This is a genomic window from Maribacter arcticus, from assembly GCF_900167935.1.
Lineage (GTDB): Bacteria > Bacteroidota > Bacteroidia > Flavobacteriales > Flavobacteriaceae > Maribacter > Maribacter arcticus.
This window is the reverse complement of record NZ_FUYL01000004.1, coordinates 376856-394793: the sequence shown is the minus strand read 5'-3', so window position 1 is coordinate 394793 and position 17938 is coordinate 376856. Positions and strand designations below refer to the sequence as shown.

Genomic DNA, 17938 nt, shown 5'->3' with positions numbered 1-17938 from the left:
GTATTCCAATTTGTAAGTTGAATTATAAAAATTAATATTAAATGATTTATATATTAATATTCGCCTTTATAATGACGTAACATTTCTAAAGACCTTTGCATTTTATTGCATTAAACTTAGCTATTCTTCTTCGCTCGAGTTTTCAGTTTCTTCAACCTCTTTATTTAAATTATTCTTTAAGATGTTCAGTTTTTTCAATTTAGCTTTCCAGGCATCTAAAGATTCTTTATGCTGATTCACTCTTTTGATTACATCTTGTACTAATGGATTATTTTCTGATGCATTAGAGAAAAATTCTAAGTTGTTTTCTAATTGTCTTATTTCAGTCTTACTCTCATCAATCTTTTTTCTAATGAAAGCACGCTCGTTCTGTATCGCTCGTTCTTGGTTATCATCATTAGAAAGTTGCTGAATTTTATTACCATATTTCAATAGTTCAGATTCTTGCTTACTAACTCCCATTTTCAGGAATAAGGCATCAATTATTTTATCAAATTTTTGATTAATGTTTTTCTTTTTGAAAGGAACTCTACCAAAGGTTTTCCATTCCTCTGTAAATTTTTTGATTGAAGCTAAATCCTTGTCTTGCTTACCAGTTAATTCAAAACTCTTAAGACGTTCAATACAAGCTTCTTTTTGTTTGTAATTATCCTCTTCTTCTTTAAATGCATCATTTTTAAGTGCATTTAATCTGTCGAAATAATGGTTACAGGCATTCTTAAAGTCTTTCCATAATTTATCTGAATACTTACGAGGAACATGACCAACTTTCTTCCATTCGCCTTGTATGCGCTTCATTTCGGATGTAGCGGCATCCCAATCTTCACTCTCTTTAAGCGAAATAGCAACGTCTAATAAAGCTCTTTTTTTATCTAAATTATCTTGTTGGTCTTTTTTAAGGTTCTTGTAAAACGCATTTTTATTGTGATTAAACTTACGTACTGCCCCTTTAAAAGAATTCCAAGTTTTCGAATTTACTTTTTGAGGTACTTGGCCTGCGTTAAAAAATGCTTCTCGTAATTCTTCAATTTTTTTAATTTGTTGCTGTAATGTACCGTGGTTGGTGGATATTTTTTCTGAAATACCGTTTATTTCTTCAATTATAGCATTTTTACGTTTTAAATTTTCATCCTTTATTTTGTCAAGATTTTTAAAATAATCTTGTCTTCTTTCATGAATGATTTTGGTTGCGGCACTAAATCTATCCCATATATCTTCTCTATGGTCTTTGCTTACGGGACCCAAATCTTCTTTCCAAATTTTATGTAATACCTGCAATTCTCTAAAAGCACGGTTTAAATCTGGTTCCACAGCAAGTTCTTCAGCTCTGGCAACTATTTTACCTTTTTCCTCTAGATTATGCTTAAAATCTAGGTCTCGTAATTCTCTATTTATATTTAAGAAATCGTAGAAAATTTCGATATGGTGGTGATATGTTTTCCAAACATTATTATAGTTGGCTTTTGGTATTGGTCCTGCATGTCGCCATTTGGCCTGTATATCTTTAAAATTGTTATAGGTAGTATTTATGTCTTCTTCAACATTTACCAAGGCTTTCAATTGTTCAATTAAGTCTAAACGATACGCTAAGTTTTCTTTGTGGCTTTTTTCTAAGCTTTTGTAATGTTGATTTCTTTTATCGCGATATTCATTATATACTTCGTTGAATTGTCTCTTATCGACCGAATTATATCTGAAATCAATTTCATTACCACCGTTAGATGTAAATTCCTCTTTTTTCTCTTCTAAAAACTCATCGAACTTTTGATTGAACTCATCTTTTATGGTGTCAACATGTTTTCTAATAGCTTGAACCTTTTCATTTTTCACTAAACGTTGTAATTCACCTACCAGATTCTCCATGCTCATCTCATGATAATCGGGCATGGGTATATCATGTCGTTTTACCGTATCGATATCTTCAGCATCCTCTGCATTAGAGTCATCTATTTCTTCTAAAACATCAGTTTCTACCGTAGCCTCAACTATCTCTTGAGTTGATTCTTCGGGAGTTGTTTCAATCGGAACTTCATTTTGTTCAACTGTATTCTCCACTATGTTTTCGGTGGTTTTTGTTTCAGCTTTTTGCTCTATTGAACTTTCTGGTGTTTTTTGTTCTTTATCCTCAGACATAATCCTAAATTATATGTTTACAAGATAGTGACAACCCCTAGAATTGCAAAGTAATGCAGGTTCTTTTTAGTTTTGTTTTCCATGAGTTATTTGAGTGAATGGTAGTATTCACTGCAATAATAAAGGTATACTTTGAGGTTAATTTAAATTATTGGTTCCAAATAGACCATGATTTTTCGGCTTGAAATTCTAACATTCTATGTCCGTTGCATATGGTTGCGCCGTTTGCTTTTCCCGCAGCTAAAAAAACGGTTTCCTCGGGATTGTAAATTAGGTCGAAAAGAAGATGTTCTTTGCTTATTGAATTATAAGGTATAGCTGGTTTTTCTTCAACATTTGGAAAAGTACCTACTGGTGAACAATTGATTATTAAAGTATGCTCACTAATAATGTCATCCGTTATTTCCTGATATTTAAAACCATTGTTTTTACCACTTCTAGAAACAAAAGAGAAAGTTATACCAAGTTCTTCTAATACAAAAGCGATTGCTTTAGAAGCTCCGCCAGTACCAAGTATTAAGGCTTTCTTGTGATGATTTTTCAAATAAGGTTCTATTGACTTTTGAAATCCGTAAGCGTCGGTATTGTAACCAATCATACCATTTTCACTAAATTTAATGGTATTGACGGCTCCTATTTTTTTGGCGGCCATATCGATATCATCAAGAAACTGAATTACTTCCTCTTTGTAAGGTATGGTGACATTAATACCTTGTATGTTCGAGGTATTTTCGAAAATGGAAGGGAATTCGGATATTGATTGTAAATCAAAATTATTGTAAACGTAATTAGTCAAGCCTAGTGCATCAAATTTTTTTTTGAAATAACCTCTCGAAAATGAATAGGAAATATCCTTACCTACTAAGCCAAAATTAACGTTCTGTTGTTCTATTTTTTCCATACCAATCTAAAAGTAGCAAAATACTAATACCAAAAATAATAAAGAAAATAGCTGTCCAATTTTCTACGATGGTCATATCTGGCAGAAATCGCTCGTAGTTCATTATTATTTGTTTTCCATTCGTGTCAAATATGGTTTCTCCATCAATTCCGATTTTATAAATAGTTTTTTTCCATGGCCATACAACACCTAGTGAACCAGTTATAAAACCTAATATTGTTGCTGTAGTCACATGTTTAAAATGTTTAAGAACGTAAGTTAATACATGTGATAAAGTAACAAGGCCAGTTGCAGAGCCTAAAGTGAATACAGCTAAAATCTTAAGTGTATGAAGTCGTTCTACGTTTGAAGTGACACTGAAATCACCAACGATTAGTTCTAAAAATGTATCATACAAGGCGTTTACCGAATCAACTAATAATAACACATAATTACCTAATAGTATAAGAATAAATGAACCAGAAAGACCTGGTAAGGTCATACCAGATACACTTATAATTCCACAAAGGAAAATGAATAATAGGTTATCGTTTTCTTTTGCAGGGCTAAGAAAACTTATTGCCACGCCGATACTCAGTCCTATGATGGCTGCTGTAAATGTCTTTTTTTTCCAATAATCGAAATCTTTCCCAATATAATATATAGATCCTAAAATCATTCCGAAAAAGGAAGCCCAAACAAACAGTTCTCTTTTTACTAAAAAATAATCTAGAATTTTAGAGATGCTGAAATAGCTAACCAGCATTCCGAAAATAAGAAGTGATAAAAAGGAACCATTAATATAGCGATAGAAACTTTTAAGCCTACCGCTAATAAGTAGTTTAAAAGCTTTAGCATTTATTTTTTGAAGCGAATAAATGAATTCTTCATAGAAACCACCGACAAAAGCAACAATACCACCCGAAACACCAGGCACTTTGTTTGCAGTACCCATACATAGTCCCTTAATGACCAAGAAAAATTTATCGGTTAAGGTTCGGGGTTCGTTCATGTAGGTGTGCGCTTACTTCTTTGAAGCTGATTTTTCTAATATAAAAATAAGAGAAAAACCGATGATAGCGGCAACTATGGCAAAGGTTAATTGATTATCTCCTGAAAAAGAGAGTGGAGAGATATTTTCGTCAATAATAATTTCTTTTTTACCAATTTGAATTATCTCAATTACATTTTTCCAAGGCCAAATTTTGTTTAGTGATCCTAATATAAAGCCAGTTAAAATTGCAAGTGTGGCATCTTTATAGTTGGTAAACATCCATTTTAAAATTCTCGCGAAGCTTAATAGGCCGAATACAGCTCCGAAGGCGAAAGTCACTATAATGCTAAGGTCTTTATCGTTTACGGCTTCTAATACAGTTTTGTATGAGCCTAATAACACTAAAATAAATGAACCCGAAATTCCTGGTAACACCATTGCACAAATTGCTATTGCGCCAGAAAAGAAAATGAACGGTAAGCTACCTGAACTTGTAGATGGAGGTAAAGTAGTTATATAAAATGCACTTGCCGTGCCAACAATAAATAGAAAAACCGCTAAAAAATTCCATTTGTTAATTGACTTGGCAACAAAAATTACGCTTGCCAATACTAATCCAAAAAAGAATGCCCAAGTAGGTATTGGATGTTCTTCTAAAAGCCATGCAATCACTTTCGACAAAGAGAAGATGCTAATCATCATACCGACCAACAGGGCTAGTAGAAAATTACCGTTTAGTTTTTGCCAAAACATTTTAAAACCATCTTCCTTTAAAACCTTTAAAGTTCTAAGGTTAACATTATTGATAGATGTAATGAACTCTTCGTAAATACCGGTAACAAAAGCAATGGTACCACCTGATACGCCAGGTACTAATTCAGCAATACCCATTGCCATACCTTTTAAAGTGATAAAAATATAATGTACTAGTTTTCTATTCTCCATGAAATGTAGAACCTTTTCTACGAGGCTTTATTGTATTTGTTTACAATTTCTTTGGTCCAGGAAGAATTGCCAAATTCAGGAAATTTATCTGTAAAAAGATGTAATTTTTTTTGATTCTTATCTAGTTTCAATGCATCCATAAAGGTTATTCTTGCATTTATCAAGTCTTGCGCTATAAGTTGGTATCCTACAGATTTGTATAACAATTTAAGACTATCAGGATAAAATTCTCTTCCCTGAGATAAGATTTGTACGGCAGAAATCGTTTCCCCGTTCGAATGAACCACATCAGCCCATTTTAACCAAGTATCCAATTCATAATTACCTAAATCTACAGCTTGTTTAAATGCGAAATCTGCTTGGTCGTAATTTTTTAATGCAGTATGTATCTGAGCGCATTTTTTCCAATACGAAGGGTTTTCACCGTCAATATTCAGCGCTTTATTAATATAGTAAATGGCCTTTTCGAAATCTCTAATGTTGAAATACAAATTCGTTATGGCCAACCAACCTTTATCTAACAAAGGATCTTCATGAACTGTTTGATAGAAATAGTATTTCGCCATTTCGGTATCCTTCAGTTTTTCATAACATTTACCAATTCTAAGAAACGCATGAGATGTTGGGTCTTCAATTGAAATGGTTGTCTCGTAGTTTTCAATAGCTTCTTTATGTCGCCCTAATTTTTCAAGTACTTTTCCTTTCTCAAAATAAGCACCTATAAATGAGTCATCAGAAATAATAGCAAAATCAAAAGCTGATAATGCCTCAGAATACATTTCTTTATAGAAATACTGCTTACCTAATTGATGCCATGCGACTTCACAATACGGATTATTTTCTAAGTATTTGTTCAAGTAAATGATGGCGCCATCATAATCTTCTAAAAACTCAAAACAGTAAATTACATTATATAGAGAAGAGTAATCTTGTTCATCGAACTCAACACATTTCATAAAACTTTCTTTGGCCTTTTTGAAGTTATCCATAAATAAATACTCCATCCCTAGAAGGCTATAAATATCAAAGCTATCGGTAGTTATACTTAAGGCTCTTTGTAAAAGTTCTACTGCCCCTTCATGATTATCTTGTTTAGAATATATATTCGCGCGTTGAATATAAATTTCTTCGTTCTGATGATCTAAAAGTTGTAATTCGTCTAAAAGTGCTTCTGCTTTTTCTGTTTGGTTCTCAAAAACCATCACCTCTACTTGTAGAAGCTTCAATTCTATAGAAGCAGGATGTTGTTGAAGGCCAATTTTAATCCCTTTTTTAGCCAAAGAGATTTTGCCATGATTTAAATAGTGGTGCACGATATCCTCAAAATCTTCTGCATCAAAGAAGTAGACATCGTCTGTCTTTAACATTGATTCGAATTTGGTGATAGGCTTGTCTGGTCTCTCGTTAGATTCTAACGCCATAGAAACTTTTGGTTTTACTATATAATTAAAAGTAGGTGTTTGTAAGGGTGTTGAGCCTTTGGTATGTTCTTTATTATTAACAAATTAGTTAACAACGATGATTTAGAGAGAATTTAAAACCTTTAAAATAGTAGTGCACCCTTTGCGAATTTCGGCATTTGAAATAGTCAAGGGAGGTGATATTCTCACCGCCTTATTTTCAAATAATAGCCAAAACAAAATTAGTTTATCTTCTTTTGCACGCAGTACTAATTCATTGGCTGTTTCAGCAGAATCCATGATAAGGGCAAGCATTAATCCCTTACCCCGAATTTCTTTTATCTTCTGGTGTTTCAATAGTTCTTTAAAGAGTACCTCTTTTTTTAAGGTGTCTTCAATTAATGAAGTTTTCAGTAATACTTGTAAAGTTGCTAAACTGGATGCTGCAATAACCGGGTTTCCTCCAAACGTTGTGATATGACCCATTTTAGGGTTTTCACTTAGAGTTTCCATTATTTCTTTACTAGATGTAAATGCTCCTACAGGTAAGCCAGAGGCCATTCCTTTACCGATTACCAAAATATCTGGAACGCAATCGAAATGTTCAAAGGAAAATAACTTACCTGTTCTTCCAAAACCTGGTTGTATCTCATCAAGTATAAGAAGGGCGCCCATTTCTGTACAGCGCTTTTTTACTTTTTTTAAATAATCATTTTGAGGTACGATAAAACCAGCGCCACCTTGTATGGTCTCTAAAATTACACAAGCCGTTTTATGCGTAATTTTAACTAAATCTTCTTCATTGTTAAACCTAATATGATAAATATCGGGTAGTAATGGTCTAAAAACACTTTTACGTTCCTCAAAATCCATTAGGCTTAAACTGCCCATAGTATTACCATGGTAGGCTGTTTTTGCTGAAATTATTTGTGAGCGTCCTGTATATCTACGTGCTAATTTTAAAGCGCCTTCAATTGCTTCTGTACCCGAGTTAACCAAATAAGTGACCTCTAAAGGATCTGGTAAATTCTCTGCCAATAACTTAGTGTAGTTAGTAGCTGGTGATTGGGCATATTCACCATAAACCATAACATGCATGTATTTTTCCGCTTGATTTTTTATGGCTGATACTACTTCTGGGTGGCAATGACCAAGTGTACAGGCCGAAACACCTGCTACAAAGTCTAAGTGAGCATTGCCTTCAGTATCATAAATGTAACTTCCACTGGCATGTGAAATTTCCATGCCTAGAGGATATGGTGATGTTTGTGCTTGATATTTTAAAAAATCATTTTTCATGTGAAATTTCTATTTCACTTTTTTAGAGGTAGTAGACTTTTTAGGTCCTGTAGCCTTAGTCTTAGGTTGAATGTTGTTTATTGGGTCCGTTTCATTTTGGCTACGCTGCTGTTCTTCAGCATCAATATCAATAGGATTATCAATCCCTTTTATAACTACAAGCTCTAAATTATTATCATCCTCGTCAAATATATCATCTTTAGATAAAATACGTTCATCGCCACGCCACACAAACCCTTTCAAAATTCTACTGTTCTCTGGTAAGTCCTTTTCTGGGAATATATCACCGTCGGGATCGGTATAAAAAGTTAAGTCCTCAATATCATTTTCAGCCATCGTAATTCGAATCTTACTACAAACTGTTTTATCAATGCCTATGAGTTCATCGTCATCGTTATACAAATAATAAACAACCTCGGTATTTTGAATAAGATCAATGATTTTTAATTCATTTTCTATGAACTGTCCAAATAAATTTATTCCCTTAGCTTGGTTGTATCCGGTCATGCTGACACTATCTAGAGAAATAATAAAAGCATTTTCTAGTACTTTTAAAGAGTCTAACTTTTCCGTTTCTAAATTAGATTTTAAATGAATGCTATCGCCCGTCATTTGATTTGCACCGTTCCAAATAATCGGATTCTTTATGAGTTGGGTAATACCTGTCTTTTGTTCAGAATGTATACTATCACACTTTCCGCTTAAATCTGTTTTGTAAAACTTGGCATTTCTAAATGCCCTAAGTAGACGTTCTTCTGGTTTTCCTGTCACCATTAAGGTGTCACCGTGAACATAAAGAGAATCTCGCTCTTGCACAGAAATTGAAACTGCCCTTCTAGTAGCGAAAACAGAATCTTTGGCTTTATATACCTCGGCATAGTGGGCTCTTATAATTCCATTATTTATGGTGTCGGTAACAGTGATGTTATTAGTTGCTGAAGCAAACTCATTGACCTTATTAAAATAGACGCTATCTCCCTCAATTATTCGATTATTGTAGTCTATACGCGTATTTTTTATCCCATAACCACTTTCTACTTTGGTGTCATAAAATCCTCTTTCACAATAAATTTTATAGGTCTTTCCGTTAATGGTAGAAGGACCATACATGTATGCATTTTTTGAGGAGGTATAGTAATCTAACTGTTCAGAATCTAAAGTATATTCCGGATTTTGAACATGTACGCTATCTAAAAACTGATACTTTTTTAACTCCATAAAATACTTTCCGATTTTACTGGTCAAGGTATTTGATGAATCTATTACTGTACCATTATCTTTATAATAAGCTTCTTGTTTTTCACGGTCTAAACGCAAGGTGTCTGTTCGTAAGGTCATATCAGAATTGGTCAAAACCACATTACCCCATGCCTTAGCAAGTTTTACATTTCCTAAATAGTTGATTTTTTTACTGGTCATCTGAACAGAATCTCCCTGCTTTAATATGACATTTCCTATGGCTTCTAAACGGTTGTCTTTTTGATAATAAATGGCAACATCGCACCAAAGGTCAGCACCTTGATGTTCGAATTGAACCTGACGGTCATCTTTACTGAAAATAGATGCACCTGGGTATTCAACTTCATTTTTAGTGAAGTTGGCACCATAAACTATATTAATTTGTTTTGATTCTTCTTGATCACCTTTTTCTTGGGTTTGACCCAATAATGAGAAACCGAAAAATAAAAGAATGGATGCGTAAATGGTTTTCAATCTACTTTTTTTTCAAAAATAGAACATTTTAAAAGAGCGTATAACACTATTAGCATACATTTAGTATAGAGCTAGTGTATAGGTGTAGGTTTTTGGTTCTTTTTAAACTTTTGTCCGAAACCAGAATTGTTTGGCAAGAAGGGTTCATCTAAAACTACGTTTACACCATCTTCAGGAATTTCACCTTCTTTTCCTAATGCCCAATATATTCCATTCATTGCTATCTTGCGTACCACAGGCATTTTAAAATCATAAGGATGACCTAAAGTTGTAAAGAAAACTCGTGCTTTATTTCCGGAAGTACCAGTATAACTCTTGGTCCAAGCCACAGGGTTGTCTAAAGAAAATTTGTCAAGGTCTCCGTCGATTTCATGTTGTGACTTTGTCGAATGTCCCATCAACAAAGGTTCACTATCGCCTTGAAGTTTCCAATCTCCACCATCTACATGGTACAACCAAGAGTATGCTTCAAATTCTTCAAATCCGTTCAATATTGGATTTTTAGTTTGGCTTTCTATAATTGAGATATTTGTTACAGGAAATTTACCATCATCAAAATGACCATGATGAGTAATCCATTGTTGGCCGAATACTTTTGCAGGTTTTACTAACGGCCTAGAAGGATATGTAATTCTATATATTCTACCATGCACATAATCTCGTAATGAATCACGGGCATTATGTTGCATGTGACCAATTAAGACATTATGCCAATCAACAATGTAAAGAGAGCTATCAGGAGCGAATTCCATTTCTACTGGTCTAAAATTTGGGTCATTACTGGTAATTAAATCTTGGCGATGTTTAGAGGTGTATCATGTTCCATCTTCCATCATTTGATGCTGCTTTAGGCCTAAAAACCCAATGGAATTAGCTAAAAGCATATCACCTTGAACTTCATCGGGGAAATGGCTGCTAGAAATAAATTCCATGCCAGATGTTGGTCGAACTCGAAGGGCTTCATCTCCATATTTGTATTGTAAAATAGATTCCTTATGACCAAGATTATAGTTAGTTTTTACAGGAGGTAACTTACTGGTCAACGCATCTGCGGACGCTACATCATACGATTGGTTTTGTACGGTTGCCCAAATCATTGAATCGCGTATGGCAGTGAGTTCTCTTGTTTTCTTTATTTCATAAGGATAATTGTCTGGTCCGTATGGTGCATGACGCCTGCCGAAAACATGTACACCGTTCGGAATTTTATAATCATTATGCCAATAGAAGTTTTTTTCTTTGATAGCTTCATTTACGGCAAGTCTTTTTCCTTCTGACTTTATTGATTTATTTCCGGTAAGTTCATCTACTAAGAATTGAGCAAATTTTTCATATCCTTCTTTGTTCAATTGTGAACCATCTATGGTAAGGTCATTATTATCTGTATCGTACCCATTCTTTGATGCTTGAAATGCATTTATGAAGGGAATGTTATTCGTTAAACAAACTTCTTTCATGGCCTCTGAATACAATTTGAGATTCTGATTTGCAGCTTCTCCATTTGGTACATCTATATGGTTAGAAGTGTCTTCAAAAGCAATAGAGGAAACGATTATTAATTGAGGTGGTGTCGTACCATTATATTTTTACTTTAAGGAGTGTTTAATGAATGCATCTAATTCTGCCTTATAGTTTTCTAGACCTTGTGGCCCTTCAAAAGATTCGTTATAGCCAAAAAAACCTAATATGATATCAGCTTGTAATCGTGATAACCATTCATCAGGCGTTCCAAAAGCACCTTCACTTCCAGAATTCTGTGCTAACTCGGTTTGAAATTTCTCAGCACCTGGAAAAGCCCATGATGAAACTCTGCCAGAATGAGGTCTAAAACCTGATGTATCGCAACCATCGGACATGTTTCTAATAACCAATGAATCTGTAGGATATCGAAGTTGCATTTCAGTTTCAAATGTGCCAAAATTCAACATTCTGGACCCTAAATTATTTCCAATTAAAACTATTGAAGAATGCGGTTTCACCACTACTAATGGTTCTTGGTGCAACTTTGAATGACTAGTATTGAAATTAATAGTAAAGTGAATCTAAAAGATGTTTTGAAGATTTCTTTCATGGTCGAGGTTGGTGGTTTAATTAATTTCTTCTTTAAATATAGATATAAAAAAACCACTCGAAAGTGGTTTTTGTTATAATAAAAATGAGATTTAGAAATTTCTATAATCGCCTTCTAAATAAGCATTTGCTTCATCTTCAGCGAATTTAGCATTTTCACTATCCCAGTGTAAAACTTGATTAGGGAATCTGCCGGCTATTACACCGAGAAGTATTGTTTCTGTAAGTCTTGATGCGTATGAAAAAGGAGCTGTAGTTTCATCGTCACCTAAACAGGCATCTACAAACTGATGATAATGTTTAGGACCTTCAGAATCATAATCACGAATAGGTTTACCCATGTTATTGGCTTTTTCGACTGCTTCAATTTCCGCTGAAATATCTACATATTCTCCATCGACAATTTTCTTTGGTAACTGCATAAAATGAGGTAATAACAGTCTGCCTTTTTCACCTATAAACATGGCGCCTTGGTCTGGTAAGGTTCCTTCACTTCCTGTTTTGGTTTCTAAAGACATTTTGTCCTCCATAGAATCTTCAGTAGCTTCTATTGAGGTTTCCATTTGGTCTGCACCTGGAAGTTTTAAATCTTCATGGTCTTGTGGTGCACCTGGGCCATCATACCAAACCCATTTCAAGGTTTCCGTAGTGTAATCGGTTTGTGGAAATTCGTAGGTTACAATATTATTTTGTGGAAATCCGAATCCATTAGGTTCTCTACATTCATTCTTAATAGTCATTGGTACTTGTAAATCTAGCGCGTTGTAAGGGGTATCGAAAATATGAACTCCCATATCACCTAAAGTACCGCAACCGTAATCAACTAATTTTCTCCAATTTCCTGGATGATAAAAACCTTCCTTGTACGGTCTTTCAGCTGATGTGCCAAGCCATAAATTCCAATCTAATGTTTCAGGAATTGGATCTTGCCCTGTTGGCTCAGGCCCATCATATCCCCAATCTTTAGGAGACCAGGCTCTTACGGTATGTACTTTACCTATAATGCCAGATTGTATTAATAATGTTGCTAATTTATAATCGTAAAATGAATGAACTTGAATTCCCATTTGGGTAACCAAACCTTTATCTGCCGCTAATTTATTCATGGCCCTAGCCTCAGATACATAATGGGTTAGTGGTTTTTGACAATAGACTGGTTTATCCATTTCCATCGCCATCATAGACGCTGGTGCATGCGTGTGGTCTGGGGTTGATACTATCACTGCGTCTATTTCATCACCCATCTCCTTTAGCATCACTCTATAATCGGTGTATGTTTTTGCATTTGGATGTAGTTCTTTTGCTGCGGCCAAATTATTAGCATCTATATCACACAAAGCGGTAACATCTACCTTGCTATGGGATGAAATTGCCTTTAGGTCTTCAGCTCCCATATTACCAACGCCAATATGTGCGGTTCGTAATCTGGTTAATTTTTTAACTTCTTTTTTACATGACCATAGTCCAGATGGTAATAATACAAATGTGGACAGCGCTGCTGCGCTTTTTATAAAATCTCTTTTGTTCATTGGTGTGGTGGTTAAAGTTTTTTAATTTTTATATTACGGAACCAAATAGGGCTAGAATGGTCTTGAAACCCTATATAGCCTGTTTTGAACTTTCCGTAATCTTTACTGTTTTTCCATTTATCGGAATTTTTTTTCTCGTACCAAGCTTCGTCCCATGGTACAAAAGATACTACTTTTTTTCCGTTCAGCCAGTGTTCAACCTGCTCTGGTGTAAAGATGATTTTAGTGGTATTCCATTCTCCTGCAGGATTTAAAACTTTACCATTAGGGTCAGCTGCATGCATAGCATAATCAGAAGCCGTCTGTTGCAATGGTTTTAATTCTTCTGGTTTATCGGTATATCCTAAGCTTAAATTGTAAGATGTTAAGTCATGCATACTAGCATAATTTTCATCATCTATTAATTGATATTCAGGGGATACCTCTGGTGGGCTGTCATAACCTTCTTTTAAGTGATAAAAAATACCGCTATTTCCTCCTTTTGGTAATTTCCACTCAACATAAAGTTCGAAATTATCAAATTCTTCAGCACCATAAATGATATCCGTTCCACCTGTATAATCTTGTTCTTTTCCTAGTTCGGTGTCGAATTGTAGTTCTCCATCTTTAGCAATCCAACCTGGGGGTAATTCTTGTCCATTATATGCGCGCCATCCTTTTGTCGTTTTTCCATCGAAAAGGGTAATCCACTCATTTTTGGTTTCCATTTCAGTGGTGACTTTAGAATCTTCTTCTTTATTCTTATCTGTTTTACAGGATACGGTAGAAAGTAATAAAAACAATATTGTAGTGTAGGCGAATTTTTTCATTTTTTCAGTTGGTTTTGGTAATGTGAGTAAAAATCTCACACCGTTCTGAAATTACAAAAAAAAAGAATGGCGATAAAGGTATTTCCCTATATCGCCATTCTTGTTAGCCGAACAACTTAATTAAGCTGTTAAATGTTTATCTGTGAATTGTTTGAGTTCGGTCTGGGCCAACAGAAACTATCTTGATTGGCACTTCTAATTCTTTTTCTAGAAAATAGATATAATCATTCAATGACTTCGGTAATTGGTCAGCAGAAGTCATTTTGGTTAAATCTTCCTTCCAACCATTCATTTCTGTGTATATCGGAGTCACATTTTCTGCTTCTATATTGTATGGGAAATGCTCTATTTTTTCTCCTTTATAGTTATAGGCGGTGCAAACTTTTAGTTTTTCGAATCCGCTCAACACATCACCTTTCATCATCATTAGTTCGGTAACGCCATTTATACGAACTGCATATTTTAAAGCCACTAGGTCTAACCATCCACAACGTCTTGGTCTACCCGTCGTAGCTCCAAATTCATTGCCTACGCGACCCATTGTTTCGCCATCTTCATCAAATAATTCAGTTGGGAAAGGACCGCTACCTACTCTTGTGGTATATGCCTTAAATATTCCTTTAACTTCACCAATTTGATTTGGTGCAACACCTAAACCAGTACATGCACCAGCTGCGGTAGTATTAGATGAAGTTACAAATGGGTAAGTTCCAAAATCAATATCTAGAAGAGATCCCTGTGCACCTTCGGCCAATATTTTTTTACCTTCTTTTTGTGCTTGGTATAAGTATTCTTCACTATCTATAAAAGTTAATGCTTTTAACTCTGTTACAGCTTTGAAGAAATCGGCTTCTAGTTCAGCAAGATTATATTGAATATCTACATTGTAGAAACTTATCATAGCTTCATGCTTATTAGCTAGGCTACGGTATTTTTCTTTCCAATCGCTTAGTTCTAAATCACCAATACGCATTCCGTTTCTACCTGTCTTATCCATGTAAGTAGGACCAATTCCTTTTAGGGTAGAACCGATTTTTGCTTTTCCTTTAGATGCTTCAGAAGCTGCATCTAACAAACGGTGGGTTGGTAAAATTAAATGTGCTTTTCTAGAAATGAATAATTTGGACTTAATATCCAGATTAAATTTCTTTAATGCATCTAATTCTTTTTGAAAAATAACTGGATCGATGACAACACCGTTGCCAACAACGTTAACTGCATTTTTATGAAAAATTCCTGATGGAATAGTATGTAACACATGTTTTATTCCATCAAACTCTAAAGTATGACCAGCATTTGGCCCGCCTTGAAAACGAGCAATAATGTCATAATTTTCGGTTAATACATCAACGATTTTTCCTTTTCCTTCGTCACCCCATTGTAGGCCTAACAATAAATCTACTGCCATCTAAATATTATATACTTGGTTAGTTCTTTTTATTTTCTTTTGTACCTACTTCTTTGGTAGGTGTGTTTTTGGTCCCATAAAAATAAAGGGAATGTGCATTTATCGTAATATCAAAAACTTCTTCAATTGTTTTTTTAATAGATTGAATTCTAGGATCGCAGAACTCCATTACTTCGCCAGTATCGGTAAGAATAACATGGTCATGCTGGCGGTCAAAATAAGACTTTTCATATTGAGCCTGATTTTTACCAAACTGATGCTTGCGTACTAGTTTACAGTCTAAAAGAAGTTCTATGGTGTTATATAAAGTAGCCCTACTAACTCTATATTTCTTATTCTTCATGTTAATATAAAGTGATTCTATATCGAAATGTTCATCACTTTCATAAATTTCTTGAAGTATAGCGTAGCGTTCAGGGGTTTTTCTATGTCCTTTGTCCTCTAAAAAGGTAGTGAAGACGTTTTTTACAATTTCTTGATTTTTATCCGAAGACATATTTACTGCATTAATATACAAATGTACAGTTAAATTTTAATTTCCTTTTTCTAAATACGGGTTACTTTGTCAATACCATTAATCTCTCTTAAAGTATCGGTCAATTTTTTAAGAATAGCTTTGTTTTTTACCACCACCGTAATTTTTCCTTTAAAGGTGCCACCATCTGTGCTAAAGTTTAGATTACGCATATTTACATGCATAATATCTGATATCACTTCTGTAATATCACTCACCAAACCAAGATTGTCAATACCTGTTAGCTCTATATCTGCCTGGTATTCTTGTTGCGATGAATCTATCCATTTAGCGCTAATTATACGATATGCATAATTCGATTGTAAGGATATTGCATTCGGACAATTCTTTTTATGCACTTTAATACCTTCGGATACACTTACGAACCCAAATACTTCGTCGCCCGGTATAGGATTGCAACATTGAGAAAGTTTATATTCTAATTTTTCTTCTTCTTTACCAAAAACCAGCATGTCGTATTTAGAGGTGATTTCATCTCTATTGACATCTTCGGGTATTGGGGTTTTGCGCATCCTATTTTTAAAAAAACTGATGAATGCATTGCTATAAGAGGATGCAAAATCTTTTAGCATGGTATTATCGATTGAGCCAATGCCTACTCGATAAAAGAGATCTAAACTTGTTTTTAACTTAAAGAAGGTGACCATTTTATTAATAGAGTCCTCGTTTAAACTAATTTTTTGAGATTTTAATTTTCTACGTAAAATTTCTTTTCCATCTTCGGCAACAGATTTTTTCTCTTCTCTTAAAACTGATTTAATTTTTGCCCTAGCTCTGGCTGTTGTAGCATAATCTAACCAGTTTTGATTTGGTGTGGCTTGCTCAGATGTAATTATCTCTACTTGATCACCACTTTGCAATGTTGTATTTAAAGGGACTAGTTTTCCATTTACTTTAGAGCCTCTTGTTCGCATACCAACTTCGGTATGTATATTAAATGCAAAATCTAATGGTGTGGCTCCTTTTGGCAGAGATTTTAATTCACCTTTTGGGGTAAACACAAAAATCTCTTTTGAATATAGATTGAGCTTAAATTCTTCAACAAAGTCAACAGCGTTGGTATTTGCATTTTCTAATGCTTCTTGAAGTTTATTCAACCATTCTTCAATACCTTGTTCTTTTTGATCTCCATGTTTGTATTTAAAGTGTGCAGCATACCCTTTTTCAGCAATTTCATGCATACGATCACTTCTAATTTGTACTTCTACCCATTTTTCTTTAGGCCCCATTACAGTGATATGTAATGCTTCGTACCCAGTTGATTTAGGAGAAGAAATCCAGTCTCTTAAACGAACAGGATTAGGAGTAAAGTGATCTGTAACAATCGAATATATTTTCCAAGCAAGAAACTTTTCATTTTGTGCATCAGACTTATAAATTATTCTAATGGCAAACTTATCATAGATTTCTTCGAAGGTTACGTTCTGATTAAGCATTTTTCTACGCATAGAAAAAATAGACTTCATTCTTCCCTTAATTGTATAATTAAGGCCTTCTTGTTTAAGTGAATTATCGATAGTGTCTGAAAAAGCGTTAATATAGGCTTGTTGCTCTTCTTTACTATCCTCTATTTTATCTTTTATAGAATTGTAAACTTCAGGTTCTGTGTATTTTAAACTTAGGTCTTCTAGTTCTGTTTTAATATTGTAAAGGCCTATTCTATGGGCTAATGGGGCGTATATGTATAAAGTTTCAGATGCGATTTTCACCTGTTTATGCTCTGGCATTGAGTCCATAGTGAGCATATTGTGGTAACGATCTGCAATTTTAATAATGATTACACGTACATCATCATTTAAAGTCAATAACATTTTTCTAAAATTCTCAGCTTGCTGAGAAATGTTCATGTCCTTTTTTAAATGTGATATTTTGGTAAGACCATCTACGATACGGGCAACTGTTTCACCAAACATACGATCGATATCATCTAAAGTATACTCGGTATCTTCGACCACATCATGTAATAGGGCAGAGGCAATAGAAACGGCATCAAGGCCTATCTCGGAGGCAACAATTTTCGCTACTGCTATAGGGTGAAATATGTAAGCTTCACCAGATTTTCTGCGTTGATTTTTATGCGCATCAACAGCCACCTCAAAAGCACTACGTATAAGTTTTTTGTCCTCGTCAGTGAGGGTTTGGTAGCTAATACGCAATAATTCTTTATACTCATGAGCTATGAGCTTATTCTCTTCTTCTATTGCGGCTTGTGTCATACTATAT

General features: G+C 34.4%; 14 protein-coding genes and 1 pseudogene. All 15 read right to left on the bottom strand.

What is annotated here, in order from left to right; translation table 11 throughout:
* Nucleotides 1–120 precede the first annotated feature (120 nt).
* Nucleotides 121–2133: a DUF349 domain-containing protein gene (locus B5X55_RS08720; RefSeq protein ID WP_079512227.1), complete on the bottom strand. Its 2013-nt coding sequence runs from the start codon at nt 2131–2133 to the stop codon at nt 121–123.
* Between the two features lie 148 nt (nt 2134–2281).
* Nucleotides 2282–3034, bottom strand: coding sequence for a shikimate dehydrogenase family protein (locus B5X55_RS08715; protein ID WP_079512226.1), 753 nt, complete (start codon nt 3032–3034; stop codon nt 2282–2284).
* Nucleotides 3006–4025, bottom strand: coding sequence for a DUF368 domain-containing protein (locus B5X55_RS08710; RefSeq protein ID WP_079512225.1), 1020 nt, complete (start codon nt 4023–4025; stop codon nt 3006–3008). Before B5X55_RS08710 ends, B5X55_RS08715 begins: the two co-directional genes overlap by 29 nt.
* Before the next feature lie 12 nt (nt 4026–4037).
* Nucleotides 4038–4952: a DUF368 domain-containing protein gene (locus B5X55_RS08705; protein WP_079512224.1), complete on the bottom strand. Its 915-nt coding sequence runs from the start codon at nt 4950–4952 to the stop codon at nt 4038–4040.
* 17 nt (nt 4953–4969) lie between these two features.
* Nucleotides 4970–6373, bottom strand: a complete 1404-nt coding sequence (locus B5X55_RS08700; protein WP_079512223.1) for a tetratricopeptide repeat protein — start codon at nt 6371–6373, stop codon at nt 4970–4972.
* A gap of 102 nt (nt 6374–6475) precedes the next feature.
* The gene (locus tag B5X55_RS08695; RefSeq protein WP_079512222.1) at nt 6476–7651 is read right to left on the bottom strand and encodes an aspartate aminotransferase family protein; all 1176 of its coding nucleotides are present in this window, start codon (nt 7649–7651) and stop codon (nt 6476–6478) included.
* A 9-nt stretch (nt 7652–7660) separates the two neighbouring features.
* On the bottom strand, nt 7661–9364 hold the full coding sequence (locus B5X55_RS08690) for an OstA-like protein (protein WP_079512221.1): 1704 nt from the start codon (nt 9362–9364) through the stop codon (nt 7661–7663).
* A 71-nt stretch (nt 9365–9435) separates the two neighbouring features.
* Nucleotides 9436–10158, bottom strand: a pseudogene (locus tag B5X55_RS08685) (DUF7133 domain-containing protein); the annotation flags it as partial.
* 21 nt (nt 10159–10179) lie between these two features.
* On the bottom strand, nt 10180–10821 hold the full coding sequence (locus tag B5X55_RS08680; RefSeq protein ID WP_079512220.1) for an SGNH/GDSL hydrolase family protein: 642 nt from the start codon (nt 10819–10821) through the stop codon (nt 10180–10182).
* Nucleotides 10822–10950: 129 nt separating this feature from the next.
* Nucleotides 10951–11367 (bottom strand): SGNH/GDSL hydrolase family protein, encoded by a 417-nt coding sequence (locus tag B5X55_RS08675; protein WP_079512219.1) that lies wholly within the window; start codon nt 11365–11367, stop codon nt 10951–10953.
* A 159-nt stretch (nt 11368–11526) separates the two neighbouring features.
* The gene (locus tag B5X55_RS08670) at nt 11527–12828 is read right to left on the bottom strand and encodes a Gfo/Idh/MocA family protein (protein WP_394332841.1); all 1302 of its coding nucleotides are present in this window, start codon (nt 12826–12828) and stop codon (nt 11527–11529) included.
* Nucleotides 12829–12974: 146 nt separating this feature from the next.
* A complete protein-coding gene (locus B5X55_RS08665; RefSeq protein WP_079512217.1) occupies nt 12975–13772 on the bottom strand; it encodes a 3-keto-disaccharide hydrolase in 798 nt (265 codons plus the stop codon).
* Between the two features lie 136 nt (nt 13773–13908).
* The gene (locus tag B5X55_RS08660) at nt 13909–15180 is read right to left on the bottom strand and encodes an adenylosuccinate synthase (RefSeq protein WP_079512216.1); all 1272 of its coding nucleotides are present in this window, start codon (nt 15178–15180) and stop codon (nt 13909–13911) included.
* A gap of 19 nt (nt 15181–15199) precedes the next feature.
* Complete coding sequence (locus B5X55_RS08655; protein WP_079512215.1) at nt 15200–15676, bottom strand: Fur family transcriptional regulator; 477 nt, start codon at nt 15674–15676, stop codon at nt 15200–15202.
* Between the two features lie 50 nt (nt 15677–15726).
* Nucleotides 15727–17931 carry a RelA/SpoT family protein gene (locus B5X55_RS08650; RefSeq protein WP_079512214.1) on the bottom strand — a complete coding sequence of 735 codons (2205 nt, stop codon included), beginning with the start codon at nt 17929–17931 and terminating at the stop codon, nt 15727–15729.
* Nucleotides 17932–17938: the final 7 nt, after the last annotated feature.